Here is a 26,895-nt window from a genome sequence, read left to right as displayed (position 1 = left end):
TATGGGGTATTTCAGCCGCCGGTGACGCTCATGTGGCGGGCAACTGCGGGCTTTTTGGAGTTTCGGTCGATGATGAAATCATGACCTTTGGGCTTGCGGCCGATGGCTTCGTCGATGGCGTTCGCCAAGAGTTCATTGCCTTCGGACTGGCGCAGCGGCGCGCGCAGATCTGCGGCATCATCCTGCCCAAGACACATATAGAGCGTGCCGGTGCAGGTAAGGCGCACGCGGTTGCAGCTTTCGCAGAAATTATGGGTCATGGGCGTGATGAAGCCCAGCCGTCCGCCCGTTTCGCTGACCGTAACGTAGCGGGCGGGGCCGCCGGTCTTGAAGGGAATATCGCTCAAAGTGAATTGCTGTTCGAGCTGCGCACGCAAAAGCGACAGCGGCAGATATTGATCGGTGCGGTCTTCGTCGATCTCGCCCATTGGCATGGTTTCGATAATTGTCATATCCATGCCGCGCCCATGCGCCCAACGCATCATTTCGGGCAGTTCATGGTCGTTGAAATCTTTCAGCGCGACAGCGTTGATCTTGATCTGCAAGCCAGCCTTCTGGGCAGCATCAATGCCTTCCATCACTTTTGGCAGATTGCCCCAGCGGGTGATGGCGTGGAATTTATCCGGGTCAAGCGTGTCCATCGACACATTGATGCGCTTGACGCCGCAATCGGCCAGTTCTGCGGCAAAGCGCGACAGTTGCGACCCATTGGTGGTGAGGGTCAGTTCTTCCAGCGCGCCGCTTTTCAGATGGCGTGATATCTGGCGCACAAGATGCATAATGTTTTTGCGCACCAGCGGTTCGCCGCCGGTGAGGCGCAGCTTTTTAACACCCTTTTCGATGAAGACGGTGGTGAGCCGGTCCAGCTCTTCCAGTGACAGCAGATCGCGCTTGGGCAGGAAGGTCATATCTTCTGCCATGCAATAGGTGCAGCGGAAATCACAGCGATCCGTCACCGAAACGCGCAGATAGGAGATTGCGCGTCCGAAGGGATCTATCATGCCGGGGTCTTGAAAATCCATCAGCAGTTCAGTCTTTCAGCATCTTCGCGCACGGTATCCCCGTGCGCGTTCTTTCCAGATGATGTCGCTATGGGCGACACTCAAGCGTGGGCCTGTTCCTTGGTAACATCGCGCTTGCCAACTGCGCAATGTTGCGCCCTTGGTCCAGCACGGTCAATCGCCGCGCTTGGCCTTTTTATAGGCCTGTGCGTCCCTCGACATTTTTCCAAAGGCACGGCCGCGGGCGCGGCGTTGTATCAGGCTTTCATTGTTGAATGTTTCTTCGGCGGCAAGCTTTCGCCAGCGTTCCAGACGGGCCGCGTCCAGCTCACCGCTTTTGAGTGCGGCTTGAACCGCGCAGCCGGGTTCGGTGCCGTGGCTGCAATCGCTGAAACGGCAGTTTTGCGCAAGGTCGAGGATCTGCGAGAAGACTTCCTCAATGCCGGTGCTGGCTTCCGTCAGCTGCAATTCGCGAATGCCGGGCGTATCCAGCAGCCATCCACCGGCGGGCAGGCGGTGCAATTGGCGACCAGTGGTGGTGTGGCGGCCTTTTGCGTCATCTTCGCGGATGCCGCGTGTGGCGGCGACTTCCGCCCCCGTGAGCGTGTTGACCAAGGTGGATTTGCCAACGCCGGAAGAGCCGACAAGCGCGACAGTTTGGCCAAGGCCGCACCATGCCTGCAACTTTGCTGTGTCATCGGGGTTGCGCGCGTCGAGCACTTCGACCAGCAGACCGGGCATCAGGCTGGATGCGGTGCGCTGGAATTCTTGCGGGTCTTCAGCAAGATCTGCCTTGGTCAAAATGACCACGGGTGTGACAGAGGCTTCAAGCGCCAGTGCCAGATAGCGCTCAAGCCGGGCGGGGTTAAAATCCTCATTGCAGGAAGAGACGATAAACAGCGTATCGACATTTGCGCCGATGAGTTGCAGCTTGCGGCCCGTGCCGGCAGCGCGGCGTTTGAACAGGCTTTTGCGCTGCAAAAGTCGCAAGGGCTGAAAGCTCGTTGCGTCGATCATCAGCCAATCGCCGACAGTTGCCACAGCTTCCTCATTTTCAGACTTTTCCCAAAAGGGCAGGATCATCTTGTCAAAGTCGGGGGCGGCAGCTTGTAAGCGGTCACGGTGCACCGCCATGACGCGCACGGGAAATTGCCCGGTGATGTCGAGGTCCAGTTGTGCATTGAAGAAATTGTTCCAGCCGAAATCGGCCAGGGTCGCAATTGGATCGGTCATTGTCTCGTACCAGTCTGGATCGCGCGATGGCGATCAGGTTCGGTCATTCCCCGGCGAACCGGAGCGCTGAAAGATGGCTGGGCGAGCATATGACGACAGGCCGATGCCGATGAAACTTTCCGGCAAATGGGCAAATGCAATCAGAGGGCTTCGCCAGCCCGGCATGCGAGGACCACAATCATAAATGCCTCCCTTGCGGCTGGCGTTGCGAACAGATCGCATTATGCTGCGAACAGAGATCGAAAGTCCAGCCGCGAAAGTGCGCTTTTGCGCTTCCGCTCATGCGGAAAGGGGGGTAACGCGGAAAGCTGCAAACAGAACGGGATGACAATGGCAGCTCCAAAAGAACTTCGCGTCTCGAAAGATCGCAGACTGTTGACTGTGACGTTTCCTGCCCATGCGCCGATTGAATTGTCAGCCGAGCTGCTGCGCGTTGTGTCACCTTCGGCAGAAGTGCAGGGTCACTCGCCTGAACAGCGCGTGACGGTGCCGGGCAAACGCAATGTGACGGTTTCCAAACTCGAACCCGTTGGAAACTATGCCGTGCGCATTGTTTTTGACGATGGCCACGACACCGGCATTTTTACGTGGAGCTATCTTCATACGCTCGGTCATGAGAAAGATCAGCGCTGGCAGGCGTATCTGGACGAGCTGGCTGCAAAGGGTCTGGCTCGCTGACTGTCGCAAGCCTTTCACACATGTCGGCTAAGCAATGTCCGTGACGAACGGGCGAGGGGTGGATCATGTCGCTGATAACCAGTGTAGAGGACCTTGAAGCGCTATACGGTGTTCCGGGCGAAGCTTCCCTGGTGAAAGAGCTCGACCGGATCATCCCCGAGTATGCAGCCTTCATCGAAGCTGCGCCGTTCGCGGCGCTGGCAACGTGCGGACCGGAGGGTCTGGATTGCTCGCCACGTGGCGATCTTGGCGGCTTTGTGCGTATCCATGACGACACCACTCTGATGATGCCGGACCGACGCGGCAACAACCGGGCGGATTCGCTGAAGAACATCATCCGTGATCCGCGTGTTGCGCTGCTGTTTCTGGTGCCGGGTTCAGGCACGACGCTACGCGTTAATGGCAGGGCGCGGATATCCATTGATGCTGAACTTTGTGGTTCCTTCGCGGTCGAGGGAAAGCCTGCCCGGTCGGTCACGATTATCGATGTAGATGCTGTCTATTTCCAGTGCGCACGGGCGATCCACCGATCGGACCTTTGGAACGCGCAAAAGCATGTAGACCCTGCCAGCCTGCCGACACCCGGCCAGATCCTTGCCGTTACCAGCAAGGCAGCCATCGATGGCATAATCTATGACCGCGAATGGCCGGAGCGGGCAAAAAAGTCTATGTGGTAAGGCGAATTAGTCGGCTCTCAGCATGTCTGAGATGCGTGTCATGACTGCGCCCATACGGTCACAGTCATCCGGGCTCGACTGAGACATCACTCGTTCGATCAGCCCGTTATAAACCTCAAGCGCCTGCATCAGCAGCGTCTCGCCATCGCCGGTCAGCATCAGCCGCATAACGCGCTTGTCCTTGGCGTCATTCTCGCGGTTCACCAGCCCGCGCTTTTCGAGCTGCGGCAACAACATGGTGATGTTCGAGCGGCCGACCAGCAGCCGTCGTGCCAGTTCATGCTGCGACATGCCGGGATGACGATAGAGGTTCATTAGCATGTCAAGCTGCGCCAGCTTCAGGTCGAGCGGTTGCAACGCCTTGCCTAGTGCAGTCACCACCGCCTTTTCAGCGCGAACGACAGCGATCCAGTTGCGAAAACGGGGATTGTCCCAAGGGAGCGCTTGTTTTTTGTTCATGCTTGAACTAATATGTTCATGGTTGAACCATTTTTCTTTGGACCTTCATCATGGCATCATTCGTACATCAGGTCATCCGCAGCGTATTCGGAGCCAGCGAGCATGTCGCTCCAAAGCTTGGCGGTCGACTGGCGTTCGAACTGTTTTGCCGAACAGCTAACCCAAATAAGCTATCGCCCGGCGAGCGCAAGGCGATCACCCAGGCAAAACCCTTGATGGAGGAAGGTCGCCGTCATTGCCTGCCTGTGACATCAGGAACAGTCATGGCTTTCGACTTCCGCCCGTTGCCGGGGATTGAGCGGCGGGGCAAGGTACTTGTGGTGCATGGCTGGCGCTCGCGCACCGAACACATGCGATTTCTGATCAAGGGCCTCTGCGATGCTGGCTTTCACGTGACCGCATTGGACCTACCGGGACACGGACACTCAAGCGGACGTAAGCTCAATCTGGTGCTTGCGGTTGAAGCAGTGCGCGCTACGGCAGACTGGCTCGGGCCGTTTGACGCGATCGTCGGTCACTCATTCGGAGGGGCAGTGGCCATCAACGCCGTTGTTGGATCGGTGGCGGGAATCGCGCCGGTTGTGACGGAACGGCTGGTCACGATTGCGTCCCCCAACTCAATGCCGGCATTGTTTGACGACACCGGGCGGCTGCTCAATCTCGGGCCGCGCGCACAGCACGCGATGAATGCGCGGGTTGAACACCTTGCCGGCCGACCGCTTGAGCAATTTGTCTGTAGCGAGCAGTTGAAAAAGATGCCGATCCCGACACTCGTCATCCACGCGCCAGATGATCGCGAGGTGGCGGCCGGAAGCGCCGAGGCGCTCAGCACAGCGGGGCCGCATGTACGGGTTCACTGGACGCCGGGTCTGGGTCACCGCCGCATTTTGGCCGATGCCGATGTCGTTGCCGAAACGGTCAGCTTTGTTGGCGCGGAGAACCGGAGCCTGGCTGCCTGAACTATCAAGACGGTGGTCACCGCGGCGCTTTCGCGGCGCTCATTCACAACTCCTCGAACTCAGTGCCCGAAGTCGAAAATTTCCCCAGTTGGATACCTCCGGAGAGATCAGGGTTTTACGTCTGAGTTTCGTCTAGAGTCTGGATCTCCGCCGTTGCATTCTAGCTAACGTTGCGGTAGCTGCAGAAATGATCCATTGCAACCCTCTGCGCCACCATCTGCTTTTCGTTGTCTTGTTGGCTCTTTCGATGGTTACGTCCGTCGGGTTCGCGCTCAAGCATACTGTCGGGAAGTTTCCTGACGAAATGTCGCATTTTCGCTACGTTGAAGATGTTACAAACTATGGATTGCCAGTCTATGTGGTCCCCCCCGGTTCGAAAATGCACGTGAACCGGCTCAATCATCCGCCACTCTACTACGAGCTGGCCGGCGGGATCGCTTTGCTTTGGGATAATCCTCTGGTCGTGCGCATGCTGAACGTCTTCATTACCGGATTGTCGATGCTCGTGACGTACCGGGCCGCGATCAACGTGGGTCTCAAGACAATCCCTGCTGGTTTCGCTTTGGCTGTACTCGCAAGCTTTCCCATGTTCATGCTGACTGGGGGCGCAATATCAAACGACCCGCTTTCATTCCTGTCGGTTGCCCTGTTTGCTTGGGGCGTGTTGCGCTGGCACCTCGACTTGTCTCACGCAATTCACTTGATGGCACTCGGCGGTTCGATTGCCGCCTTGACGAAAGCCACAGCCGCTGCACAGGTCATTTTCTTGTCAATCTCATACCTTCTCGTCAATTGGCGCACATCCTATGCCCGTTTTCGGACTGTCACGGGATGGGAATGGCTTGTCACGGGACTTGCATTGGCGCTCGTCATAGCGTGGTTTGGCTATGCTTATTTCTGGCTGGGAGGGTTTTATCCAAGATCTGGACCCGGACCAGAGAGCGGGTATGCGAACGCACATCCAGATGCTGTGCGATGGAGCGTTTCTGAGCATTTGGAGAAGTTTTGGAATTCCAATAGAGTGACAACGGAACGCCTTTATGGGCACGGAAAGTTCTTCAACGACCGGGCTCGGGTGCAGAATTTCCAGGCACTGGTCGGGATCTGCGCGGCCTTGATTGTTGCGTCGACGATATGGCCAAAGAACAGGAAGCAATGGGCATTTGTCGTTCCGCAGGTCCTGGCATTTCTGGCGTTTCTTGTGTTATTTTTCACTCAGATACGCGAAATGCATTTGGTTTACGGTTATCCCGGCGCGATGCAAGCGCGATACTGGTTCGGGTTCGTGCCGGTACTGGCCGTAATCGCAGCGATGGGACTGCAGCGGCTGCCAATTGCATTGCAGCTGTGCGCACTTGCGCTTGCTGTCGTGGCGGGAGTTCAGCTTTCAATTGCTGCCTATACGGTCATCTGACGTCGTTCCTGGCCGCAACTGCGAACAGGAACCTTGATATGAGGGTCAGGCGTACGCCCGTGGATGCTCTTTGAGACAGATGTCAGCCATGCGCGGAATGGCCAGTTGTTTAGCCTTGTCTACAACGAGAATGTTGCGCGAGGCGTCCATAGACAAAACAGTCGAGGTGTTTGCCGCCTAAAGTTGGTCATCCACGCGCCAGATGATCACGAGGTGGCGGCCGGAGCGCTCAGGACAGCGGGGCCGCATGTACGGGTTCACTGGACGCCGGGTCTGGGTCACCGCCGCATTTTGGCCGATGCCGATGTCGTTGCTGAAACGGTCAGCTTTGTTGGCGCGGAGAACCGGAGCCTGGCTGCCTGAACATTCAGGATTTCAGATCGCCTGCCGTCAGACCTTCCCAGGCATACATCGCACCCGCGACCGTCTGCATCAGGTGTGCGCCTGATGCGCCATCATTCGCCTGGATCGACATACCGTGCTGCACCGCTTGATAAAATGCCGCGACGGATTTTGCGTCAGCTGTTGCTGGTACGTCGCCCGCCTCGATGCCTTGTGCGATGCGCCTTTCGAGGGCCGCAAGATTTTCGGAACGTCGGCGCCGCAGGTCGGTACACACCAATGTGCTAGAGGGATCTACGTGCAGTGCGCCCAGCGTGACCATGCAGCCTTTGGGTTTGTCAGGTTGTGAGTAGCTTTTTGCCGATTCTGTCAAAAAGCCTACAATCGCCGCGCGCGCGGTCTCACCTTCAAGCAAAGCTGAAAATATGCACGATCCTTCGGAACTCGAGTAAAGTTGTGTCGCCTCGAGGAATAGCGCTTCCTTGCTGCGGAACGCCGCATAGAGGCTCGGCGCGTTGATGCCCATCGCCACCGTCAGGTCGGTGAGCGAGGTTCCTTCATAGCCTTTGGCCCAAAATACCTGCATCGCGCGGTTTAACGCGTCGGCTCGATCAAAGCTGCGGGGGCGACCTCGCATCGAAAAACCTTTCTGTATTAGACGCTACATAAACGGCTTGACGGCCTTCGACAAGTTTGCCACTTATTTATGTATCGATTGATACAAAAATGGAGACTCGCATGACGACAAATGACTTGACCGGCAAGGTCGCGCTGGTAACTGGCGGAAGCCGTGGCATTGGAGCAGCGATCGCGCGGCACCTCGCCCTGCAGGGCGCGCGCGTTGCGATCACCTATGTCCATGGCAAGCAACTGGCTGGGACCGTGGTCACCGAAATCCAGGCGGTAGGTGGCAAGGCGCTTGCCATTAAAGCGGACAACCGAGATGCCGGGTCCGTAACGGCAGCCGTAGAAAAAACAGTCGAGGTATTTGGCCGCCTCGACATTTTGGTCAATAGTGCCGGCATTTGGCGTGCGGCGCCGGTCGACGCGCTCAGCCTGGAGGATTTTGACGACAGCATATCGGTCAATCTCCGGGCTGCCTTCGTGGCGTCACAGGCTGCATCGAAGCATCTGGGCGAGGGCGGGCGGATTATTTCCATTGCCAGCAATCTTGCCGACCGGGTTACGTCGCCCGGGCTCGCGGCGTACTCGGCCAGCAAAGCCGGCCTCGTGGCGCTGACCAAGGCGCTGGCAAGGGATCTCGGACCGCGGGGCATCACGGTCAATGCTGTCAATCCAGGCTCGACGAACACCGACATGAACCCTGCAAACGGTCCTTATTCAGATGGTCAGCGCGCAGCGATGGCCATTCAGCGTTATGGAGAGCCGGGCGATATCGCTTCGCTGGTCGGCTGGCTGGCTGGGCCGCAATCGCGGTTTGTCACCGGTGCCGCCATTACGGCTGATGGGGGAGCAAATGTCTGAGGACACCGCCGCGCTCACAGAGTGCGGCCTCCGGTGACCGGGTCAATTGCCTCCGACCTTCAGCGGCAGCTGGGCCGGAGTTTTTCAGTTTCATCGCAGCTTAACGAAAGGGTATCTACGATTGTCTATGAACGATATTGTTCGCGTATCCGCACCTGTGTCGGTGCGTGTCGGCACAAGGCCTGCTATATGGGACTGACGACGACGACGGAGAGGGTTGGATGAGTCTACCGGTTACCACGATATCGCTGGCGCTTGCGATGGCGATGACACTTGGAACGGGCATCCCCGATGCGCGCGCCGAAGGGCTGTTTAACCGGTTGTTCGGAGGCGGCATTCGCGCGCAACGCAATGACACCCCTGTACGCCGTGATGCCACGCCGCGGAACAATTTCCCGGCCGCACCCAAAAAGCCGACACGTAAGGAAAGCGCGCAGGCAAAGGAGCGTGCAAATTCAACGCAGCAGGCACGACCACGGCAACCTGCGGCGGCTGTCGTCACTATCGATTCGCCTTCCTATTACAATTATCGCCCCGACCCCTTGGTCGCCGTTGATTTTGCGCCGCTGATCAAGCTCGTGTCGCAGTCCGCTTCAGCTACCGGCCTGGCGGGTGAAACTGCTTCGGCGTTGCCAGCACCCATGGGGTTGCGAGCAGCGCTTCCCGGTTTAGAAGGCTTTGCGCTGAACGCCGAAAAGGACATCGGCAAGGCGCTCGTCGTTCATTACAGCGCGCATCCCGATTTCATGTGGATCACCGACAATGCGGTAAACAGCCGTGCCGGGGACGTTTTGCGTGTTCTTGATGGCGCGGCCAGCGAGGGTCTTGACCCTGCAGAATATCGAATTGCAGTTCCATCCGCTGGTGCGGCCACTAACGAGTTTGTGCGTTTCGAAATGGCGCTTTCGGCGCGTGTTCTGCGCTATATCAATGATGCCCAGAACGGTCGCATCAACCCGAACAAGCTGTCGGGTTACCATGACTTTGCAGCCAAGCCGCTGGATATGCAAAGCGCGCTCAGCCGCCTAGCCAGTGGCGAGGGCGTTGAAACCTATCTGGCCTCCTTCCATCCGCAAGGGAGCGAATACCGGATTTTGCGCGATGAGCTGGCCTCGTTAAAGGCTAGCGAGGACAACCAGATTGTTGTCGACCGCGACCTTTTGCTTCGCCCCGGCGAGACAAGTACGGAATTGCCCAAGCTGCTGCACCTTATTGCCGCCGATATGGATGATGCGTTTGGCGGTGCCCACGGCGAGGTTCTGGCGCGGCTTGCCACTAGCGAAGACTATGTCGATGAAATTGTGCCGGTCATCAAGGCAGCGCAAAAGCGCGCCGGGCTGAAGGGCGATGGCGTCATTGGACCGCGTACGGTCGCAGCCCTTGCAGGCACTTCGAAAGCCGACCGGCTGGACAAGGTTAAGGTAGCGCTTGAGCAACTACGATGGCTGCCGCAAACGCTCGGCGAAACGCGCGTGTTCATCAACCAGCCCGCCTATACCGCCGCCTACGTCGAAGACGGCGTTGAAAAACTGTCGATGCGGGTGGTGATCGGCCGCCCGTCCAATCAGACCAGCTTCTTTTATGACGAGATCGAAACAGTGGATTACAACCCATATTGGGGCGTTCCGCAGTCGATCCTGGTGAATGAAATGCTGCCTAGGCTGCGTCGCGATCCGGGCTATCTGGACCGTTCCGGCTACGAAGTGACAGATTCGCGCGGCAAGAAAATCCCCTCATCGGCAATCAACTGGAGCAGTTATGGCTCGAGTATTCCCTATAACGTGCGGCAACAGCCCAGTGAGGCCAATGCGCTGGGCGAGCTGAAGATCTTGTTCCCCAACAAGCACGCCATCTATATGCATGACACGCCGAGCCGCAGCCTTTTCCAACGTGACATGCGCGCCTTCAGCCACGGCTGCGTGCGCCTGCAGCAGCCCCGGGAAATGGCGGCTGCGGTGCTTGGAACTACAGTCGATCATGTTGCGGCCAAGCTGAAGAAGGGCCATTCCTCAGAGCGGGTAGGGCGCAATATCCCCGTCTACGTCGCCTATTTTACGGCATGGCCCGATGCCTCGGGGACGGTTCAGTATTTTGCCGATGTGTATGACCGCGATGCGCATCTTCTCGAAGCAATCCAGAAAGTGGATGCGGTGCGCGAAATGCCTGACGATGCCTTTGAGGCGATGCCCGTCGCGGACTCGTCGGCAACAGTCCAGCGCGTGCGGCTCGACAATGCCGGAACGTCCAGTGTCGCCCCGCAGGCCGATGTAATCATTCCACCAATGGAAAAGCTGCCGGATCTCAATATGCCGACGGGTGAACAGCCGCTGCGCAACCCGTTGTAGCGCCCAAGCTGGAGATGCGCCGTTCTCGTTGCGGCGTGCCAGCGAGCTGTGCAAACACATCCTTGACTTGAGCGTCCATGCTCCCCTATATCGCCGCCTGTTCCAGCCTTTGGCCGGACGGGCGATTAGCTCAGCGGGAGAGCACACCCTTCACACGGGTGGGGTCGCAGGTTCAATCCCTGCATCGCCCACCATTTTCTTTTAATGTTTTCAATAGCATACCTTATCATGTCACTTCACCTTTCTTGAGCCGAAAGGCGAACGCTAGTGAAACATGGTTGCTGAGTCCGTGAGAAATCCGTGGATTTTGTACTTCTTCCTTTTCGGCGTCGGAAGGAGAGCGGGGCAGCCGATACCGAATAATACGCATGTGCAGATCCCGGTCACCGTCAGATGCGAGGTGTTCGCATGGCCATGCGGATGGTCGCGGCATGTGCCTTGTTTCTAGGCTACCTCGTAATGCTTGTCGGGGATTTCAGGGTCTTGGATCAAGCCAGCCCTCAAATCGGTTCTGTAGGCAAACCTCGTTATCTCCAAAGCCTGAACGGCACCGAATACGTCCCTGTACTCCACATGCATGAACACGTAAGCCGAAAATTCGCCGGTGACGATTTTTGCTTGGATACCCTGAAAGTCGACGTAGGTGTTGGCAGCTTGCAGGGTGATCGAACTATTTGGCGGGATGACGCCCGCTTTTCGCGGCATGGCCTGATTTCGCAAGTCGTCGCTGTACTTGCCCTGGACGAACATCGCGGCGAACAGCAACTTGGTGATCGTGGCGGGGCTGTTCCCGCTGTTCTTAACGTTGACGCTGAAATGTGTGGGTTTGCCGGGCACCATTGTGACCTTGGCAAATTCAATGCCGAGATAAGCCCTTGTTTGCGACTTGGCGATGCGCTCGGCACGCTTGCTGCTCAAGACAGTGTAGACCAGCGCCGAAACGGAAATAATAGCGACGATGATCGAAAGGATGATTGTCGGGTCTTTTTGCCATTCGGTGGCTGTCGGGCTCCGCTTCGCGGCGTCAGTGATGCGAACCGAACCTTCCAAATCGGGTTTCTCACTCTGATCGGATGCGGGCTCGCCATTGGCGGCGGGGGAGGGCTGAACTGGGGTATCGATAGCCAAAACTGGAGCCGAAAGGTTCTTGGGTTTGGGATCGGCATTGCCGGGCTCGGCGGGTTTAGTATCTTCATCGGCTGGGCGCTCTTTGGACACCCCTTGGCCTTCCTGGGCGCTTCCTGAAAACGAGAAGACGATCAATCCAAGCACAATTCCCGCGATCCAGTAGCCCCTAAACATTGCAATAAGAATACAGCACCGCATCCCCCTCCGGCTGATCTTCGCGCCGCATAGAAGCAAGTGCAGGCGAGAGAGTCCATCTATCTACGCGCCATGGCGGGGCTCGGCATAATCGGAAACAGTAGCAGCCGGCGCAATTGTCAGCCGGACACCAAGGGCCTTCGCGACACCCAGCAGAGTTGAAAGCTTTGGATCTCCGTTCTCGCTGAGCGCCTTATAGAGCGCTTCGCGGGTGACGCCGGATTCCTTCGCCATGGCCGTCATGCCCCTGGCGCGCGCGACTTCACCGAGCGCCTTCTTGATCAGTACAGGGTCGCCGTCCTCAAACGCTGCCTCGATATAAGCGAAGATGGCTTCTTCGTTGTCGAGGTACTCGGTTACGTCCCACTTGTGGGTTTCGATAGCCATCAATCCAACTCCTTAGCCATCGCAATGGCACTCTTGATATCCTTCTTTTGCGAAGACTTGTCGCCGCCGCAAAGTAGGATGACGACCGTGTTGCCGCGCTTCACGAGGTAGACGCGATAACCCGGACCATAGTCGATACGAAGTTCACCTATCCCGTCAAAGAACCTGGCGTCCCCGAGGTTGCCGAGCTCGACGCGGGCGATCCTGATCTCAATCCGGGCTTGGGCGCGCACGTCCTTGAGAGACTTCAGCCAGTTCGAAAAGACGGTGCTGTGGCGAACTTCGATCATCTCAATTTGTAGCCCGCAGTTCACAATCCGTCAATGGAAGTGTGAACTGTGGATTACAATCGGCCCCTAGTGGCCTTAGCAAGGCAATCGCGAAAGCAGAAGGAGGGCCGCTACGTTTCAGGCAGTCTTGCCAAGCGCACTCGCCATCAGACCCTGCACCAGTTCGACCGTCAATTGATCGAAGTGCGAGATGATCTTTGACGGTTCGAATTCGCGTACATGCCTGTCGGTGTAGCCAAAATCGACCGCAACGACGGGAATGCCAGCTGCTTTTGCAGTATCTATATCGGTGCGCGAATCACCGATCATCACAGCCCGCTCCGCATCGCCTCCAGCCAGTTCGATGGTGTTGATCAAAGCGCGGGGGTCGGGCTTGCGCATGGCGAAGCTGTCCTGGCCGCAGATAGCAGCGAATTGATCAGCGATGCCAAGGGCAGCGAGCAACTGCCGCGCCAGCGCTTCGGTCTTGTTGGTGCAGATGGCAACCAGAAAGCCTGCCTGCTGCAGTTTCTGGATAGCCTTCATTACGCCCGGATAGGGTTTTGAGCCTCCCGGCATGTGGGTGCCGTAATGGTCCAGAAACACAGCGTAGAGCCGGTCATGCTCGTCAGGCGCCAGGGGTTTGCGTTGCGCCGCATAGGCCCGCTCGATCATGACTCGGCCACCATTGCCGACATAGCTGCGGAAGCCGGTCGCATCGGTCATCGCCAGTCCACCGGCCTCAAGACTGTGGTTCAGGCTGGCCAGAAGATCGGGCGCGGTATCAACCAAGGTGCCATCAAGATCGAATACGATGATTGGTTTTTTCATGAATTTGCACCCGGCCCAATTGTCGGGTTGCCGATAAACGGTGAAAGGCAAGCAGGCAAGGGTGATGAAGGTGCGAAACCCTTTGCCCGTTCTGGCAAAAATGGTAGGAGCGGCGACTTCATAAACGGATGGGCAGGAGTTTAATGGACGCCAGGGCGTTGAAAATCGAAGCTGCACGCACCGCGCTCTCTTATGTGGAAAGCGGTATGCGGCTTGGGATCGGTTCGGGGTCTACCGCCGAAGAGTTTGTAAAACTGTTGGCCGAAAAGGTGGCAGGTGGCATGGATGTGATCGGCGTTCCGACCTCAGAGCGCACGGCAGCACTTTGTATGGAACTTGGCGTGCCGCTGACCAGCCTTGATGAGATGCCCCAGTTGGACCTGACCATTGACGGTGCCGATGAAGTGGACCCGGCTTTGGGCCTGATCAAAGGCGGCGGCGGAGCTTTGTTGCGAGAGAAGATCGTCGCAAGTGCGTCGGCTGCCATGGTGGTCATTGCCGACCAGTCCAAATATGTCGAGACACTCGGGCGCTATCCACTTCCCATAGAGGTTAACCGTTTTGGGCTTGAAACGACGCGGTTGGCCATACTCAGGGTCGCCGCAAAGCTAGGATTGCCGGGGGATCTGACATTGAGGATGACGCGGGGCGAAGCTTTTGTTACAGACGGCGGACACTTGATCCTCGATGCATCTTTTGGCCGCATTCCCGATACAAGAGCGCTGTCCGAGGCTCTGCACGCCATTCCCGGCGTCGTGGAACATGGAATGTTTCTGGGGCTGGCGACCACTGCCATTCTGGCCGGCGCCGACGGAATTCAGACCTTGAACGCGACCCGTCAAATAGGAGTTTGATTGACCATGTCTTTTGTACCTCGCGCACGCCGTGCCGTTGTTGGCCTTGCAGCCTTTGCCGGATTGGCGTTGCTGTCGTCCGGTTCTCTTGCTCAGGATGTTTCCGATAGCCACCTCAAGGCGGCGCGGGCTGCTATAGCGGCGATCAATGCCACCGACGCGTATGACGGAATTCTGCCCGAGGCAGCGCAAGCCTTGAAGACCCAGCTGATCCAGAAGAACCCGGATCTGCAGGAGCTCATCGTCAAGACAGTCGACGGGGAGGCTATTGCTATGGCTTCTCGCCGTGCTGACCTGGAAAAGGAAGCGGCACTCGCTTACGCGCGGGTGTTCAATGAAACACAATGCAGCGAAATAGCAGCGTTCTATGAATCTGATACCGGCCTCAAGTTGCTTTCCGACGGGCCGATCGTAACGCGCGAGCTGATCAAGGCTGCCAATATATGGCAAAACGGCGTTGCGCGTGATCTCGCCCAGAACGTAGGTCTTGCGCTTGCGGCGACCCTTAAAGATCTTCCGCCGCTGGAAATCCCTGCGCAGGATGGCAGCCAGGCGACCATGCCGGTAACACCTGAAGGCACGGCACCTGGTACGCAACCCGCCCCAGCCGACGCGCCGGCTGCGGGAACGTCGAACTGACCCGGTTTCAGTTCGGCTGAAACGAACCTCAATGGAATGCAAGCCCGGTCGATCGACCGGGCTTTTCTTTTGTTTGCTGGCCCTCTACCTGTTGCCCGGCATGAAATTCGAAATCACGGGAGTACCCCATGGCCAGCTATGACTACGATCTATTCGTTATCGGTGGCGGCTCGGGCGGGGTGCGGGCGGCGCGTGTTGCTGCTGGACTTGGCAAGCGTGTCGCGATTGCAGAAGAATTCCGTTTTGGCGGCACCTGCGTCATCCGCGGCTGTGTGCCGAAAAAACTTTATGTCTATGCATCGCAATTTCCCGAACATTTTGCCGACGCCGCTGGCTATGGCTGGACGGTTGGCCCGGCCAAATTTGATTGGCGTACACTTGTCGACAACAAGGAGCGCGAAATATCTCGGCTCGAGGGGCTTTATGAAAGTGGGGTGGAAAAGGCCGGCGGCACGACGTTCCATTCGCGCGCTGTTCTGGTCGATGATCACACAGTGCGTATCGAGGCAGACCACCGCACTGTCACTGCAGACCAAATCTTGATTGCCACGGGTGGGCGGCCAAACCCGCATGTTGCTCTGCCCGGTCACGAGCATTGCGTCTTTTCCGACGAAATTTTCGACCTGCCGGAATTGCCAAACTCCATCGTCATAGCCGGCGGTGGCTATATCGCAGTCGAGTTCGCCAATATTTTCCACGGGCTGGGCGTTGAGACGACGCTAGTCTATCGCGGCAAGGAAATACTTCACCATTTCGATCAGGACGTGAGGCGGCTGCTTCATGAAACGATGGAAAAGAAGGGCATTCGGATCCTGTGCCACGAGGTTTTCTCTGCTATTGAAAAACGCGCTGACGGACGGCTTGATGCGCATCTGGGTGACGGTGAAGTACTCGTTGCCGATCAGGTGATGCTGGCGCTCGGACGCATTCCGAACACGGATGAACTCGGCCTCGAGGCTGCTGGTGTCGAGCGCGGCAAGACCGGAGAAGTTTTGGTCGACAAATTCTCGCGCACGAACGTCAAGAATATCTGGGCTATCGGCGATGTGACCAACCGCGTTCAACTGACGCCGGTCGCCATCCATGAAGCGATGTGTTTCATCGATACTGCTTTCCGTGACAAACCAACCAAACCCGACCACCGGACAGTACCAACGGCGGTCTTCTCTCAACCGGAACTAGGAACCGTCGGCCTCACGGAAGAGGTGGCGGCATCAGGCTTTGACGAAATCGAAGTTTACAAGGCAGTCTTCCGGCCGATGCGAAATGTGCTCGCCGGGCGCGACGAGAAGATGCTGATCAAGGTCATCGTGGACAGCAAAACGCGACTGGTTCTGGGTGCACACATTCTGGGACCTGACGCCGGCGAGATGGCGCAGCTTCTGGGAATCGCACTCAAGGCAGGACTGACCAAGGACGATTTTGACCGCACCATGGCTATCCACCCGACAGCTGCAGAAGAGCTGGTGACGATGTACAAGCCCAGCTACGTCGTCAAGAAGGGCGTCCGGCTGGATTAGGGCACAGGGCGCAGGCGGCCGAGCAATCTTTCTTAAGTTGCGGTTGTATAAAGATGAAATCTTAGGTTGCATTAACAAAGAATCATGTTACCTATTGCTCGTCCTGCCGCAGAGGCGGCACCACTCGACTTCCACCGCCTCGTCCGGGTCCGGTGCGGTCAAAAGTGTCGTCAAGTAACAAAAATGGGGGACGGTTGGGCGCGGGGGCCTCGAGTGTCGGTCTCCGCGCCTTTTGTCTTTCCCAACACCGTTCCAGGCCCGCCATCGCATCTGCGGCAAAAGCTGTCTAGAATAGCTTCGCTGCTTGGTGTATGGAGCCGCGACTTCAAATAGTGACAAATGGCCGGCAACAGGGCCGGCTTTGGAAGCGTTGGAATAAAACAATGACGAAATGGTCGCCAGATTCCTGGAGAAGCAAGCCTATAAGCCAGGTTCCGGCCTATCCGGACATGGCGGCTCTGCGTAACACGGAAGCGCAGCTCGCGACGTTTCCACCACTTGTATTTGCAGGCGAGGCGCGCAAGCTGAAGAAGCAGCTCGCAACCGTTTCTGCCGGCGACGCATTTCTTCTTCAGGGCGGCGATTGTGCCGAGAGCTTTGCTGAACATGGCGCGGACAATATTCGCGATTTTTTCCGCGTGTTCCTGCAGATGGCGGTGGTGCTCACCTTTTCCGGCTCGCAGCCGGTGGTAAAGATCGGTCGCGTGGCAGGGCAGTTTGCTAAACCGCGCTCCTCCGATAATGAGACCAAGGAGGGCGTATCGTTGCCCTCCTACCGAGGCGACATCATCAACGGGATCGAGTTCAACGAAAAGGCGCGAATTCCCGATCCTGCGCGTCAGGAAATGGCGTATCGCCAGTCGGCAGCGACGCTGAATCTTTTGCGCGCTTTTGCGCAGGGTGGCTATGCCAGCCTTGAAAACGTGCATCGCTGGATGCTGGGCTTTGTGTCGGACAGCCCGCAGGCCGAAAAATATGAAGCTCTCGCCAATCGTATCACCGATACGATGGATTTCATGCGTGCGATGGGTATCACCTCAGATTCTCACTTCGCACTGCGTGAAACGGATTTCTACACAAGCCATGAGGCCCTATTGCTTGGGTATGAAGAGGCGCTGACACGCGTAGATTCGACCTCTGGAGACTGGTATGCCACGTCTGGCCACATGATCTGGGTTGGCGACCGGACGCGCCAGCCAGACCATGCGCATATCGAGTATTGTCGCGGCATTGAAAATCCGCTCGGGCTCAAATGCGGCCCTTCACTGACACCCGATGGCCTGATCGAACTGATCGATCTTCTCAACCCGCAAAATGAGCCCGGCCGGCTAACCCTGATCGCGCGTTTTGGCGCCGACAAGGTGGGCGATCATCTTCCCAAGCTCGTGCGCGCCGTTGAGAAAGAAGGCCGCAAGGTTGTGTGGTCCTGCGATCCGATGCACGGCAATACGATCACCGCGGCCGGCTATAAGACCCGACCCTTCGACCGCATCCTGAAGGAAGTGCAAGCCTTTTTTGATGTGCATCAGGCTGAAGGTACTCATGCGGGTGGTATCCATGTCGAGATGACTGGCAGCAATGTGACAGAGTGCACGGGTGGCGCGCGCGCTATCCGCGACGAGGAGTTGCAGGATCGCTACCACACCCATTGCGACCCCCGCCTCAATGCCGATCAGGCTGTTGAACTGGCTTTTCTTGTGTCTGAACTGTTGAAGAAGCGTCAGGCCGGGCACACGAAGCATACGCAGGCCGCGGAATAGCGCTGGATGCAGGGGTATTGAAAAGGCGCCGAAAGGCGCCTTTTTGTTGCGTAATGGGTGCGCGCTGCTGCGGATCCCGAACAGCATCATGGGTACGATGGCAAAATCAATCGCGACGGTAAAGCAGCCAGTCTTTGCCAGGCTTGCCACCCTGGCCGGGTGCGAATTTGGTGACCTGATTACGACCGGCCAACTTTGAGCGATACATTGCGCGATCGGCTTTGGCGTAAAGATCATCTGCCCCTTCGGCATCGGCGGCCATGCAGACGCCCATCGAGATCGTAACAGGGCCGTAGCTCTCGCCGGTCTGGAGATTGCCGAATGGCGCATTCTGGATGGCATCGCGGATGCGGTCTGCCATCTCGAAGGTCACGGCCTCACTCGTTCCCTCGACGATCAACGCAAACTCTTCACCTCCAGTACGGGCGACGAATGCGCCCTCGCGCACGCTCGTGCGCATGATCTCAGCAACGATTTGAAGAATTCGGTCACCAACCGGGTGACCGAAGCGGTCGTTGACATCCTTGAAACGGTCGATATCGGCTAGAATGAGCGCATGGAATAGAACGCCAGCCTTGTCATTGTAGATTCTGGCCATGCGCTTGTCGAAGGCGCGGCGGTTCCAGATGTGTGTCAAAGGGTCAGTATCGGCGAGTTTCTTGTATTCTTCGAGCGATGATTTGACAGTTTCGAGTTCCGCGCTCTTGTCACTCAGCGTATTGGCCGCCTTTAAACTACGGTCGATGGTGGAATTGGTTGCTACGGACATCACGCCGGCGATGCGCTGAAGGATGTCCGTCGAAAGATTTTCACGAGATGCAAGCCCGCTCGTCGTCTCGTTCAGCACCTTGCCGTATTTTTCCATGTGACACCGCTCGCTGCGGATAATGGATGCTATATCCTCGAGCCCCCGGGCGATGGTCTCACGGGCAGTTTCTACAATGCCATGTCCGTGATGGTGGGTAAAAAATTTCTGGCCAATCTTGTCGAGCTCGTTTTGCGTCGGGCGCTTGCCAAGCGAGACAAGCTCCAGGCTGAGTTCGTGGTTGGAACCGGAAAGGGCTTCGTAGAAAATTTCGTAGTTGCGTGGGAGGCCGAGCACGCCCATCTGACGCATCGCAACGGCGATGCTGGTCGCGATATCGGTCGCGCGATCTTCAGCTGCGCTGCTTTGCATCCCGTCTCTTGCCCCTTGAGGCTGGTTCCGATGCTCCCAACGATGGGTGAGCCGGAAATGCAGTCTCACTCGTGCATCCTATGCCACAGCGACGCCATGTCCCCCAGATGCGAACCCTGACACAACACTAGCGTGTGCCTCCTAAATCTTAGTTAAAATGCCATGGGTGGCACCGCGTGGTAAAACAGTATTGTTCGCGGACTTTGCTGGCTGTCGCAGCACATGCCATCATGCTGGAAAACCGATTATGGATAGTCGTAATTCCCCAGAAGCGAAGGCATCAAAATATCCTTAGCCAATTCTGTATTTTGCGATTAGTTGCTATCACTCCGACTGGTACGCTGGCGCATTAAAAGTGAGGGTGAGAATGTCTGAGAGCCATGCGGGTTCCTGTCTTTGCGGGGCTGTCCGTTTCAATGTGGATGGCCCGCTGCGCGGTATCCTCTACTGCCATTGCTCGCAATGCCGAAAGCAGACAGGCCACTTCTATGCTGCAACTTCGGTTTCCGAAGCGGACCTTACAGTGAGTGGCGATGAACACATCAGCTGGTATAACGCGTCGGAAATGGCGCGGCGCGGATTTTGCCGGAACTGTGGCTCGGCACTGTTCTGGCAAGAGAACAGCTCCACGGAAATCTCGGTACTTGCCGGTGCTTTTGAGAGACCTAGCGGTCTGAAAGGCGAGGCCCATATCTTTGCTGCCGACAAGGGTGAATATTACAGCATCAATGACGGTCTCCCCGTGTATCCGGGCTCTTCACGCTGACGAAGCTTCTGTCTGGTGCTGCTTAGCTTGACGTAGCAGCGGCGCTGTTCCAGATGCGCGTTCGGTTGGCATAATGCCGGTCATCAGTGGAAAGGACATTGCCTGCATGGCGCGGCTCATCAAAGCATTTCAGAACTCGATGCGTGCGGCGCACTTCCTGATCCGCAGAGAGCGAGCTTTCCAGCAGGAAATTGCGATGCTGGTTCTGGCGCTACCGGCTGGATGGTTCATTGCGACCAGCTGGCGCGGCTATGCGCTGCTCATCGGCTCAATCCTGGTTCTGCTGATGGTCGAGGTTTTGAACACGGGTATCGAAGCGGCGTGCGATGCATTTTCCCGCGAATTTAATGTCGATATCCAACTCGCCAAGGATTGTGGCTCACTTGCGGTTCTGGTGTCGGTCTTGCTCGCCGCCGGGGTCTGGGTAATCGCGATCATAGAACGACTATCGGGTCTGGCGGTTTAAGTCTGATCCGCTACCCGTTCTTCTTCCCCTTACGGAAAAAGTGATGCGCTGCATACCAGGCTGTTGCGGTGATCGCCACCGCGGCCACGAGCGCCACGATCAACCGCTGATGCTCTGCAAGTGCTTCGCCCAAAAGTTTTTCAGCACCCATACCGCCGACATATCCAAGCGAGCCAAACAGGGTTACCCACACAAGCGCCGACAGCGCGTTCAGCACCAGAAATCGAGGTATCGAAATGCCGGACAGTCCGGCTGTTATGGCTGCCACGGTGCGCATCCCATAGGCATAGCGGTTGAAGAAGACGAAACTGTTTGGGTAGGCGTTGACCAGCCTGTGAGCATGGCTGAATCCCGGCTTCTGGCGCATACGTTCCACAAATGCATGGCTGGAGAAGCGCCGGCCGAGAAAAAACAGTGCAGCGTCGCCGATAAAAGCTCCCGAAAAGGCAACGGCAAAGGCCTGCCACGGCACAAAAACTCGCTGGTGGGCAAAGAACCCGCCCAGAATGACCACGCTTTCACCCTCAGCCAGGCATCCGACGAAGATTGCCAGAAGCCCGTACTTGGCGACCAGAAGATGGATAGTATCAGTCATGGTGCTGTCTTTATTCGGAATGTCGCAGGCGCGGCCATGACCGAGTATAGTAAGACAGTGGCCAGCGCTACTGGCCATTGATAGCTAGGTGTGAGGCAAGGATGGGGAGTTTCAAAGACATTCTTACCCACGCTGCGCGGCGCAAAGGAGGCGAGGCGGTGGATTGCCCGTTTCTCGGGCCCTGTCGGTGACAATGAAACGGTGGCAGCGTTGCCCGATGTCCGGATTTTATCGACGATGGCCGAGCGTGATTTGCGCCGGTTTCGTCTGGCGTGTTGTAGAACAGAAATGGCTAGGCTTCGAGAAAGCCTTCCTAGGGTTCGAACCCAAAATTCTGCTCTTTCATGGCGTTTTCGGCGAGAATCATTCGGTTGAACAAACGCGCGCTATAATGGGGGTTGAGTGGCCCAAAGATGGGGTGAATAATCGGGCCAACGATCGGGATTGTCGGGCGGTTTGCGGCGCGCTAAACCGGCTCCATGAAAAAGCCGCTCGACGTCCTTCGTATTGCTGTCGCCCAGCTTAATCCCACTGTCGGCGACATTGCCGCCAATCTCGCCAAAGCGCGGGAGGCGCGGGCGGATGCTGCGCGCCATGGTGCGGATCTGGTGCTGTTCACCGAACTTTTTCTGTGCGGCTACCCGCCTGAAGATCTGGTGCTCAAGCCTGCCTTTCTGAAGGCCTGTGAACGCGCCGCAGAACAATTTGCCAAGGAGACTGCCGATGGTGGGCCGGGCTTTATTCTCGGCACGCCTTTGAAGCGCAAAAGCGGCACGCATAATGCTGTGATCATTGCCGATGGCGGCAAGATTATCGGTGAGCGTTTCAAGATCGACCTTCCCAATTATGGTGAGTTTGACGAGAAGCGCGTTTTCCAGCCCGGACCGGATATGCCGGGGCCGGTCAATTTTCGCGGCGTGCGGCTTGGTATTCCGATCTGCGAAGATATTTGGGGTGAGCTTGGCGTGTGTGAAACGCTCGCCGAATCGGGCGCTGAAATGCTTTTGGTTCCCAATGGCTCGCCCTATTATCGGGGCAAGGTGGATGTGCGCCACCAGGTTGCGATCCGCCAAGTTATTGAGACCGGACTGCCGCTTCTGTTTGCCAACCAGCTTGGTGGGCAGGATGAGTTGGTGTTTGATGGTGCCTCCTTTGCCATTGCTACAGACAAGTCGCTGGCTTTCCAGATGAGCCAGTTTGAGGAGACAGTCGTCGTCACCACCTGGAAGCGTCAGGAAAAGGGCTGGGTCTGCGTTGACGGACCGATGTCTAAGATACCGGAAAAGGAAGAGGCTGATTACCGCGCCTGTGTGCTTGGACTGCGCGATTATGTGAACAAGAACGGTTTCAAGAATGTGGTGCTTGGCCTTTCGGGCGGTATAGATTCTGCGATCTGCGCGGCACTGGCGGTGGATGCGCTGGGTGAAGAGCGCCTGCGCGCCATCATGATGCCCTATACGTACACATCAAAAGACTCGCTCAAGGATGCCGAAGACTGTGCGCGCGCGCTCGGCTGCCGTTATGATATCGTACCGATCTTTGAGCCGGTTGATGGGTTCTCCAAGGCGTTGGAGCCTCTGTTCGAGGGCACAAAGCAGGGCATTACGGAAGAAAATTTGCAGAGCCGCACACGTGGCACCATCCTGATGGCAGTGTCGAACAAGTTTGGCTCGATGGTCGTTACCACCGGCAATAAGAGCGAGATGTCGGTCGGCTATGCGACGCTTTATGGCGACATGAATGGCGGGTTCAACCCGATCAAGGATCTGTACAAGATGCAGGTCTATGCCATGTCGGCATGGCGCAATACCACTGTGCCGCCGGGGGCGCTTGGTCCTTCGGGGATGGTCATTCCGCAAAGCATAATCGACAAGGCACCGTCTGCCGAATTGCGACCGGACCAGACAGATCAGGATTCGCTGCCACCCTATCCGGTGCTCGACGATATTCTGGAATCTCTGGTTGAGAACGAGATGAGCGTCGATGAGATCGTGGCGCGTGGTCATGATATCGAGACCGTGCACCGTATCGAGCATCTTTTGTATATTGCCGAATATAAGCGCCGGCAGGCAGCGCCGGGTGTGAAAATCACGCGTAAGAATTTTGGCCGCGACCGTCGCTACCCGATCACAAACAGATTCCGGGATCGCTCGTAAACTGTTGGAATTGCTAAATTAGTGGTGGTTATATGTATATTTGTTTTCGGCTGGACCAGCTATTCTTTGGCTCCCGTTGATTGCGGCGGTGTAATCTCGGGCTAGAATGCAGACCTCTCTTCCTGGCGCGCCTTGCGATGCCAGAACGCATTGGTCGCTCAAATGTCATTTCTCAATTTTCTGTCCCACAATTCCCGTTGGATTGGCGGTGGGTTTTTGCTCACCTTCTGCTCATCCTTTGGCCAAACATTCTTTATCTCGTTGTCGGCTGGCAATATTCGCGCTGAATATGGGCTCAGCCATGGTGGGTTTGGAACGCTTTACATGGTGGCGACGCTTGGCAGTGCTTTGACCTTGCCGCGGCTTGGGCAGATTGTTGACCGCTACAGTGCGCGGCAGGTGGCGCTAATCATCGTACCGCTTCTCGCGCTGGCGATGGTGGGTATGGCGTTTTCACATCATCTGGCGTTGCTGGCGCTCTCGATCTACATGCTGCGGTTGTTCGGGCAGGGGATGATGACGCACACGGCAATGACGTCTATGGGCCGGTGGTTTGCAGCACAGCGCGGGCGCGCAGTGTCTTTGGTGACGCTCGGCCACAATACGGGAGAGGCAGTGTTTCCGCTCCTCTTCGTGGCGCTGGCGGCAGCTATTGGCTGGCGCAATGCCTGGGTGTTGGCAGCTGCTTTTCTGGTCGTGCTGGCATTGCCGATGATTGCAACGTTAATCGCGCAGGAGCGCACGCCACAAGCAAGCGACCCGCTGCCCCGCGTAGCTTATGTCCGCCAGTGGACACGCGCTGAGGTGATGCGCGATCCGATGTTTTATCTGTTGCTTAGCGGTGTGATGGCGCCGGGCTTCATTGCCACTACGATCCTGTTTCATCAGGTCTATCTGGTCGAGCTCCGGGGCTGGTCGCTGGAGGTTTTTGCGGCAAGCTTCGTGGTCAGTTCGTTGATGACGATTGTTTTCGCGCTGATCTCCGGCCAACTGATTGACCGCTTTTCAGGCGTTGCATTGCTGCCGGGATTTTTGATCCCTCTGGCCAGTGCCTGCATTGTGCTTGGTACATTCGACGGTCAATGGGCAGCCTTCGCATTCATGGCGCTGCTCGGCGTTTCCAACGGGTTTTCTTCGACACTGTTTGGTGCGCTATGGCCAGAGGTCTACGGGGTGAAGCATTTGGGTTCGATCCGCGCCATGACGGTCGCCATTATGGTTTTTGCGACGGCCGTGGGGCCTGGACTGTCTGGGTTCCTGATCGATCAGGGCGTCAATTATCCAGCGCAGATCATCACGATGGGCGTTTACTGCATCGCCGTTTCGCTGGTCATGCTGCAGGTATCCCGGCGGCTACACGCGCGCGCTAGTGCGCTGGCAGCGATTTCATGAGGAGCCGGTCCAGCTATGTTGCTGAAAAGCCGCAGATGGAGCAGCGTCATACGTCGAGGCTGAGGATCCTTCTTGGCTTGGTAGGGCGTATCAGGTAGAAGTTGAAATCCGCAGCTCTTGCGCGGGAGGGTGCACATGACCGAAATCGCTTGCTTTTACAGACGGATTTTCAACGCCTGAACTGGATTTTCTGGCACGCGTGCGGGCCAGTGAAAAATTCGGCGGTAGCATCCGATCTGGCAGCGTGAATTCCTTTTGGGACGCGGATCTGTGCGTCGATATATCGAGTCATTTCTGTTCGTTATCGGCAGTAGTTAATCTCTTTTTCAGGACGGGCGCATTCTGCCCGCAGCACATCATGACCGGTTTTTGGAAAAACCTCCGCGGCGGTGCGTTCCGCAGCGTGTTCAAATACTCTGCCATTCACTGGCGGCGCCAGCCTCTGCGGCTTTTGCTCATTGCAACTGCTGTCTTGCTGTCGACAATGGCAGATGTCCTGACGCCCCTTTACACGGGGCGTTTGATAGATGCTGTCGCATCTGGTTCCGCCAACCAAGCTGTTGCGTGGGATGCAGCGGTCAACGCTTTTCTGGTGATCATCGGTCTCGCAGCCGGCGCCATTGTTATGCGCCATCTGGCCTTTAAGAGCATTATCGAGCTGACGCTGCGAATGATGTGCGACATTGCCAGCGACGCTTTTTATCATGTGCAGCGTTTCTCGACCGACTGGCACGCCAACGCTTTTGCCGGCTCGACCGTGCGTAAAGTCACGCGAGGAATGTGGGCACTTGATCTGCTGAACGACACCTTGCTGGTCGCGCTCTTTCCGTCGCTGATCATGCTGCTTGGCTCGACGCTGCTTCTCGGATGGTATTGGCCACTGATGGGGGCAGTGATCGCGATCGGCTCTCTGATCTATATTGCGCTGACCCTTGTCCTGTCTCTTACCTATGTTGCGCCAGCTGCAAGCCTGGCAAATCGCTGGGACACCAAGCTCGGTGGTGCGCTGGCTGATGCCGTCAGTTGCAATGCAGTGGTCAAAGGTTTTGGTTCTGAGGCGCGAGAGGATGCGCTTCTGGCGAAGGTCGTGCAGAAGTGGCGACATCGTACTGGGCGCACATGGAACCGTGGGACGATCAATGGAACTGCGCAAAACGTAACTTTGCTCGTCTTGCGCGCAGCGGTCATTGGCTGTGCGTTGTATCTATGGTCGCGCGAGCGCGCGAGCGCGGGCGACGTTGCTTTCGTCCTTACCTCCTTCTTTGTCCTGCAGGGGTATCTGCGCGATGTGGGCATGCACGTGCGTAACGTACAGCGAAGCGTCAACGACATGGAAGAGTTGGTTGATATCCAGAATCAACCGCTCGGCATAGCTGATGCGCCAGCTGCTGTTGCGATCCGCATCGGTGAAGGAAAGATCGTGTTCGACGATATCACCTTCCACTACGGTCATCACCATGAGCCGCTTTACAAGGATTTTTCGGTCACCATTCACCCGGGTGAGCGCGTGGGGCTGGTCGGGCATTCCGGTTCCGGCAAGACCACCTTCGTGAAGCTCATTCAGCGCCTTTATGATCTGACAGATGGTGCAATCGCGATCGACGGGCAGAATATCGCCGAGGTAACCCAGGCATCTCTTCGCCAGCAGATCGCGATTGTGCAGCAGGAACCGATCCTGTTCCATCGTTCACTGGCCGAAAACATTGCCTATGCGCGGCCAGGTGCGACCATGGGAGAGATTATGGAAGCAGCAAAGCTTGCTAGCGCGCATGAGTTCATCATGCGTCTGCCAAAAGCCTATGGCACGATGGTTGGGGAACGGGGCGTCAAGCTATCTGGCGGTGAGCGTCAGCGCGTAGCGATTGCGCGCGCCTTCCTGGCCGATGCGCCGGTGCTTATTCTTGACGAGGCAACATCCAGCCTCGATTCTGAGTCTGAGGTGCTCATCCAGCAGGCGATGGAGCGATTGATGGTGGGTCGCACAACACTGGTGATTGCGCACCGGCTTTCCACCGTGCGCTCTCTAGACAGGCTATTGGTGTTCGACCGTGGGAGTATTGTCGAGGAGGGAAGTCACAACTCCCTGATCACGCTCAAGGGCGGCATTTATCGCCGTATGTTCGAGCGGCAGGCGCTGGAACTGACCAAGGGGCTGGTTTAGTGCATG

Annotated in this window: 26 protein-coding genes and 1 tRNA gene; 17 read left to right on the top strand and 10 right to left on the bottom strand. The window is 57.0% G+C overall.

Going from position 1 to position 26,895, the window contains the following annotated elements:
- Nucleotides 1-11 precede the first annotated feature (11 nt).
- Together moaA and rsgA are read right to left on the bottom strand one after the other, a co-directional pair.
- On the bottom strand, nucleotides 12-1,022 hold the full coding sequence (gene moaA / locus GA830_RS15425) for a GTP 3',8-cyclase MoaA (RefSeq protein ID WP_258045467.1): 1,011 nt from the start codon (nucleotides 1,020-1,022) through the stop codon (nucleotides 12-14).
- Nucleotides 1,023-1,175: 153 nt separating this feature from the next.
- Entirely contained in the window at nucleotides 1,176-2,234 is a 1,059-nt protein-coding gene (gene rsgA / locus GA830_RS15420; RefSeq protein ID WP_195162678.1) for a ribosome small subunit-dependent GTPase A, read from the bottom strand.
- A gap of 330 nt (nucleotides 2,235-2,564) precedes the next feature.
- On the opposite strand from rsgA, the gene GA830_RS15415 reads away from it, so the two are divergent.
- Entirely contained in the window at nucleotides 2,565-2,912 is a 348-nt protein-coding gene (locus GA830_RS15415) for a gamma-butyrobetaine hydroxylase-like domain-containing protein (RefSeq protein WP_195162677.1), read from the top strand.
- A 65-nt stretch (nucleotides 2,913-2,977) separates the two neighbouring features.
- Nucleotides 2,978-3,589 (top strand): pyridoxamine 5'-phosphate oxidase family protein, encoded by a 612-nt coding sequence (locus GA830_RS15410; protein WP_195162676.1) that lies wholly within the window; start codon nucleotides 2,978-2,980, stop codon nucleotides 3,587-3,589.
- A gap of 6 nt (nucleotides 3,590-3,595) precedes the next feature.
- On the opposite strand, the gene GA830_RS15405 is transcribed toward GA830_RS15410, so the two are convergent.
- A complete protein-coding gene (locus GA830_RS15405) occupies nucleotides 3,596-4,048 on the bottom strand; it encodes a MarR family winged helix-turn-helix transcriptional regulator (protein ID WP_195162675.1) in 453 nt (150 codons plus the stop codon).
- Nucleotides 4,049-4,098: 50 nt separating this feature from the next.
- Here GA830_RS15405 and GA830_RS15400 point away from each other — a divergent pair, with 50 nt between their 5' ends.
- The 3 genes from GA830_RS15400 (at nucleotide 4,099) to GA830_RS20300 (ending at nucleotide 6,784) form a co-directional block, all read left to right on the top strand.
- Nucleotides 4,099-5,007: an alpha/beta fold hydrolase gene (locus GA830_RS15400; RefSeq protein ID WP_195162674.1), complete on the top strand. Its 909-nt coding sequence runs from the start codon at nucleotides 4,099-4,101 to the stop codon at nucleotides 5,005-5,007.
- A gap of 247 nt (nucleotides 5,008-5,254) precedes the next feature.
- Nucleotides 5,255-6,421 carry a hypothetical protein gene (locus GA830_RS15395; RefSeq protein WP_210330837.1) on the top strand — a complete coding sequence of 389 codons (1,167 nt, stop codon included), beginning with the start codon at nucleotides 5,255-5,257 and terminating at the stop codon, nucleotides 6,419-6,421.
- Nucleotides 6,422-6,484: 63 nt separating this feature from the next.
- A complete protein-coding gene (locus GA830_RS20300; RefSeq protein WP_210330836.1) occupies nucleotides 6,485-6,784 on the top strand; it encodes a hypothetical protein in 300 nt (99 codons plus the stop codon).
- Between the two features lie 4 nt (nucleotides 6,785-6,788).
- On the opposite strand, the gene GA830_RS15390 is transcribed toward GA830_RS20300, so the two are convergent.
- Complete coding sequence (locus tag GA830_RS15390) at nucleotides 6,789-7,400, bottom strand: TetR/AcrR family transcriptional regulator (protein ID WP_195162672.1); 612 nt, start codon at nucleotides 7,398-7,400, stop codon at nucleotides 6,789-6,791.
- Nucleotides 7,401-7,501: 101 nt separating this feature from the next.
- Here GA830_RS15390 and GA830_RS15385 point away from each other — a divergent pair, with 101 nt between their 5' ends.
- The 3 genes from GA830_RS15385 to GA830_RS15375 all read left to right on the top strand — a co-directional run bounded on the left by GA830_RS15385 (nucleotide 7,502) and on the right by GA830_RS15375 (nucleotide 10,787).
- Nucleotides 7,502-8,248 (top strand): 3-oxoacyl-ACP reductase family protein, encoded by a 747-nt coding sequence (locus GA830_RS15385; protein WP_195162671.1) that lies wholly within the window; start codon nucleotides 7,502-7,504, stop codon nucleotides 8,246-8,248.
- A 221-nt stretch (nucleotides 8,249-8,469) separates the two neighbouring features.
- On the top strand, nucleotides 8,470-10,593 hold the full coding sequence (locus GA830_RS15380; protein ID WP_195162670.1) for a L,D-transpeptidase family protein: 2,124 nt from the start codon (nucleotides 8,470-8,472) through the stop codon (nucleotides 10,591-10,593).
- Between the two features lie 119 nt (nucleotides 10,594-10,712).
- Nucleotides 10,713-10,787, top strand: a tRNA-Val gene (locus GA830_RS15375).
- A 250-nt stretch (nucleotides 10,788-11,037) separates the two neighbouring features.
- Here the strand turns inward: GA830_RS15375 and GA830_RS15370 are convergent.
- The 4 genes from GA830_RS15370 to gph form a co-directional block, all read right to left on the bottom strand.
- The gene (locus GA830_RS15370; protein WP_195162669.1) at nucleotides 11,038-11,865 is read right to left on the bottom strand and encodes a hypothetical protein; all 828 of its coding nucleotides are present in this window, start codon (nucleotides 11,863-11,865) and stop codon (nucleotides 11,038-11,040) included.
- 114 nt (nucleotides 11,866-11,979) lie between these two features.
- Entirely contained in the window at nucleotides 11,980-12,303 is a 324-nt protein-coding gene (locus GA830_RS15365) for an addiction module antidote protein (protein WP_195162668.1), read from the bottom strand.
- Nucleotides 12,303-12,593, bottom strand: a complete 291-nt coding sequence (locus GA830_RS15360; protein ID WP_195162667.1) for a type II toxin-antitoxin system RelE/ParE family toxin — start codon at nucleotides 12,591-12,593, stop codon at nucleotides 12,303-12,305. Before GA830_RS15360 ends, GA830_RS15365 begins: the two co-directional genes overlap by 1 nt.
- 117 nt (nucleotides 12,594-12,710) lie before the next feature.
- The gene (gph, locus tag GA830_RS15355) at nucleotides 12,711-13,403 is read right to left on the bottom strand and encodes a phosphoglycolate phosphatase (protein ID WP_195162666.1); all 693 of its coding nucleotides are present in this window, start codon (nucleotides 13,401-13,403) and stop codon (nucleotides 12,711-12,713) included.
- Between the two features lie 143 nt (nucleotides 13,404-13,546).
- Here gph and rpiA point away from each other — a divergent pair, with 143 nt between their 5' ends.
- The 4 genes from rpiA to GA830_RS15335 all read left to right on the top strand — a co-directional run bounded on the left by rpiA (nucleotide 13,547) and on the right by GA830_RS15335 (nucleotide 18,176).
- Nucleotides 13,547-14,257: a ribose-5-phosphate isomerase RpiA gene (gene rpiA / locus GA830_RS15350; protein ID WP_195162665.1), complete on the top strand. Its 711-nt coding sequence runs from the start codon at nucleotides 13,547-13,549 to the stop codon at nucleotides 14,255-14,257.
- A 6-nt stretch (nucleotides 14,258-14,263) separates the two neighbouring features.
- Nucleotides 14,264-14,896, top strand: coding sequence for a DUF2059 domain-containing protein (locus GA830_RS15345; protein WP_195162664.1), 633 nt, complete (start codon nucleotides 14,264-14,266; stop codon nucleotides 14,894-14,896).
- A gap of 128 nt (nucleotides 14,897-15,024) precedes the next feature.
- Nucleotides 15,025-16,416 (top strand): glutathione-disulfide reductase, encoded by a 1,392-nt coding sequence (gene gor / locus GA830_RS15340; protein WP_195162663.1) that lies wholly within the window; start codon nucleotides 15,025-15,027, stop codon nucleotides 16,414-16,416.
- A 383-nt stretch (nucleotides 16,417-16,799) separates the two neighbouring features.
- Nucleotides 16,800-18,176, top strand: coding sequence for a class II 3-deoxy-7-phosphoheptulonate synthase (locus GA830_RS15335; RefSeq protein WP_195162662.1), 1,377 nt, complete (start codon nucleotides 16,800-16,802; stop codon nucleotides 18,174-18,176).
- A 106-nt stretch (nucleotides 18,177-18,282) separates the two neighbouring features.
- On the opposite strand, the gene GA830_RS15330 is transcribed toward GA830_RS15335, so the two are convergent.
- Nucleotides 18,283-19,353: a GGDEF domain-containing protein gene (locus GA830_RS15330; RefSeq protein WP_195162661.1), complete on the bottom strand. Its 1,071-nt coding sequence runs from the start codon at nucleotides 19,351-19,353 to the stop codon at nucleotides 18,283-18,285.
- 367 nt (nucleotides 19,354-19,720) lie between these two features.
- Here GA830_RS15330 and GA830_RS15325 point away from each other — a divergent pair, with 367 nt between their 5' ends.
- Complete coding sequence (locus GA830_RS15325; RefSeq protein WP_195162660.1) at nucleotides 19,721-20,119, top strand: GFA family protein; 399 nt, start codon at nucleotides 19,721-19,723, stop codon at nucleotides 20,117-20,119.
- Between the two features lie 106 nt (nucleotides 20,120-20,225).
- Entirely contained in the window at nucleotides 20,226-20,585 is a 360-nt protein-coding gene (locus GA830_RS15320) for a diacylglycerol kinase (RefSeq protein ID WP_195162659.1), read from the top strand.
- Nucleotides 20,586-20,595: 10 nt separating this feature from the next.
- Here GA830_RS15320 and GA830_RS15315 read toward each other — a convergent pair whose 3' ends face one another.
- Complete coding sequence (locus GA830_RS15315) at nucleotides 20,596-21,180, bottom strand: DedA family protein (protein WP_195162658.1); 585 nt, start codon at nucleotides 21,178-21,180, stop codon at nucleotides 20,596-20,598.
- A 479-nt stretch (nucleotides 21,181-21,659) separates the two neighbouring features.
- Between GA830_RS15315 and GA830_RS15310 the strand changes: the two genes are divergently transcribed.
- The 3 genes from GA830_RS15310 (at nucleotide 21,660) to GA830_RS15300 (ending at nucleotide 26,889) form a co-directional block, all read left to right on the top strand.
- Nucleotides 21,660-23,336, top strand: a complete 1,677-nt coding sequence (locus GA830_RS15310; RefSeq protein ID WP_195162657.1) for an NAD+ synthase — start codon at nucleotides 21,660-21,662, stop codon at nucleotides 23,334-23,336.
- A 162-nt stretch (nucleotides 23,337-23,498) separates the two neighbouring features.
- Entirely contained in the window at nucleotides 23,499-24,728 is a 1,230-nt protein-coding gene (locus GA830_RS15305; RefSeq protein ID WP_195162656.1) for an MFS transporter, read from the top strand.
- Nucleotides 24,729-25,086: 358 nt separating this feature from the next.
- Nucleotides 25,087-26,889, top strand: a complete 1,803-nt coding sequence (locus tag GA830_RS15300) for an ABC transporter ATP-binding protein (protein ID WP_195162655.1) — start codon at nucleotides 25,087-25,089, stop codon at nucleotides 26,887-26,889.
- Nucleotides 26,890-26,895 lie beyond the last annotated feature (6 nt).

It is taken from the genome of Mesorhizobium sp. NBSH29 (assembly GCF_015500055.1).
Lineage (GTDB): Bacteria > Pseudomonadota > Alphaproteobacteria > Rhizobiales > Rhizobiaceae > Neomesorhizobium.
This window is presented reverse-complemented; position numbering and strand designations above follow the sequence as displayed.

Bases quoted from the DNA above. Each gene is read 5' to 3' on its own strand.
- moaA (WP_258045467.1), bottom strand. From the start codon at position 1,022: ATGGATTTTCAAGACCCCGGCATGATAGATCCCTTCGGACGCGCAATC.
- rsgA (WP_195162678.1), bottom strand. From the start codon at position 2,234: ATGACCGATCCAATTGCGACCCTGGCCGATTTCGGCTGGAACAATTTC.
- GA830_RS15415 (WP_195162677.1), top strand. From the start codon at position 2,565: ATGGCAGCTCCAAAAGAACTTCGCGTCTCGAAAGATCGCAGACTGTTG.
- GA830_RS15410 (WP_195162676.1), top strand. From the start codon at position 2,978: ATGTCGCTGATAACCAGTGTAGAGGACCTTGAAGCGCTATACGGTGTT.
- GA830_RS15405 (WP_195162675.1), bottom strand. From the start codon at position 4,048: ATGAACAAAAAACAAGCGCTCCCTTGGGACAATCCCCGTTTTCGCAAC.
- GA830_RS15400 (WP_195162674.1), top strand. From the start codon at position 4,099: ATGGCATCATTCGTACATCAGGTCATCCGCAGCGTATTCGGAGCCAGC.
- GA830_RS15395 (WP_210330837.1), top strand. From the start codon at position 5,255: ATGGTTACGTCCGTCGGGTTCGCGCTCAAGCATACTGTCGGGAAGTTT.
- GA830_RS20300 (WP_210330836.1), top strand. From the start codon at position 6,485: ATGCTCTTTGAGACAGATGTCAGCCATGCGCGGAATGGCCAGTTGTTT.
- GA830_RS15390 (WP_195162672.1), bottom strand. From the start codon at position 7,400: ATGCGAGGTCGCCCCCGCAGCTTTGATCGAGCCGACGCGTTAAACCGC.
- GA830_RS15385 (WP_195162671.1), top strand. From the start codon at position 7,502: ATGACGACAAATGACTTGACCGGCAAGGTCGCGCTGGTAACTGGCGGA.
- GA830_RS15380 (WP_195162670.1), top strand. From the start codon at position 8,470: ATGAGTCTACCGGTTACCACGATATCGCTGGCGCTTGCGATGGCGATG.
- GA830_RS15365 (WP_195162668.1), bottom strand. From the start codon at position 12,303: ATGGCTATCGAAACCCACAAGTGGGACGTAACCGAGTACCTCGACAAC.
- GA830_RS15360 (WP_195162667.1), bottom strand. From the start codon at position 12,593: ATGATCGAAGTTCGCCACAGCACCGTCTTTTCGAACTGGCTGAAGTCT.
- gph (WP_195162666.1), bottom strand. From the start codon at position 13,403: ATGAAAAAACCAATCATCGTATTCGATCTTGATGGCACCTTGGTTGAT.
- rpiA (WP_195162665.1), top strand. From the start codon at position 13,547: ATGGACGCCAGGGCGTTGAAAATCGAAGCTGCACGCACCGCGCTCTCT.
- GA830_RS15345 (WP_195162664.1), top strand. From the start codon at position 14,264: ATGTCTTTTGTACCTCGCGCACGCCGTGCCGTTGTTGGCCTTGCAGCC.
- gor (WP_195162663.1), top strand. From the start codon at position 15,025: ATGGCCAGCTATGACTACGATCTATTCGTTATCGGTGGCGGCTCGGGC.
- GA830_RS15335 (WP_195162662.1), top strand. From the start codon at position 16,800: ATGACGAAATGGTCGCCAGATTCCTGGAGAAGCAAGCCTATAAGCCAG.
- GA830_RS15330 (WP_195162661.1), bottom strand. From the start codon at position 19,353: ATGCAAAGCAGCGCAGCTGAAGATCGCGCGACCGATATCGCGACCAGC.
- GA830_RS15325 (WP_195162660.1), top strand. From the start codon at position 19,721: ATGTCTGAGAGCCATGCGGGTTCCTGTCTTTGCGGGGCTGTCCGTTTC.
- GA830_RS15320 (WP_195162659.1), top strand. From the start codon at position 20,226: ATGGCGCGGCTCATCAAAGCATTTCAGAACTCGATGCGTGCGGCGCAC.
- GA830_RS15315 (WP_195162658.1), bottom strand. From the start codon at position 21,180: ATGACTGATACTATCCATCTTCTGGTCGCCAAGTACGGGCTTCTGGCA.
- GA830_RS15310 (WP_195162657.1), top strand. From the start codon at position 21,660: ATGAAAAAGCCGCTCGACGTCCTTCGTATTGCTGTCGCCCAGCTTAAT.
- GA830_RS15305 (WP_195162656.1), top strand. From the start codon at position 23,499: ATGTCATTTCTCAATTTTCTGTCCCACAATTCCCGTTGGATTGGCGGT.
- GA830_RS15300 (WP_195162655.1), top strand. From the start codon at position 25,087: ATGACCGGTTTTTGGAAAAACCTCCGCGGCGGTGCGTTCCGCAGCGTG.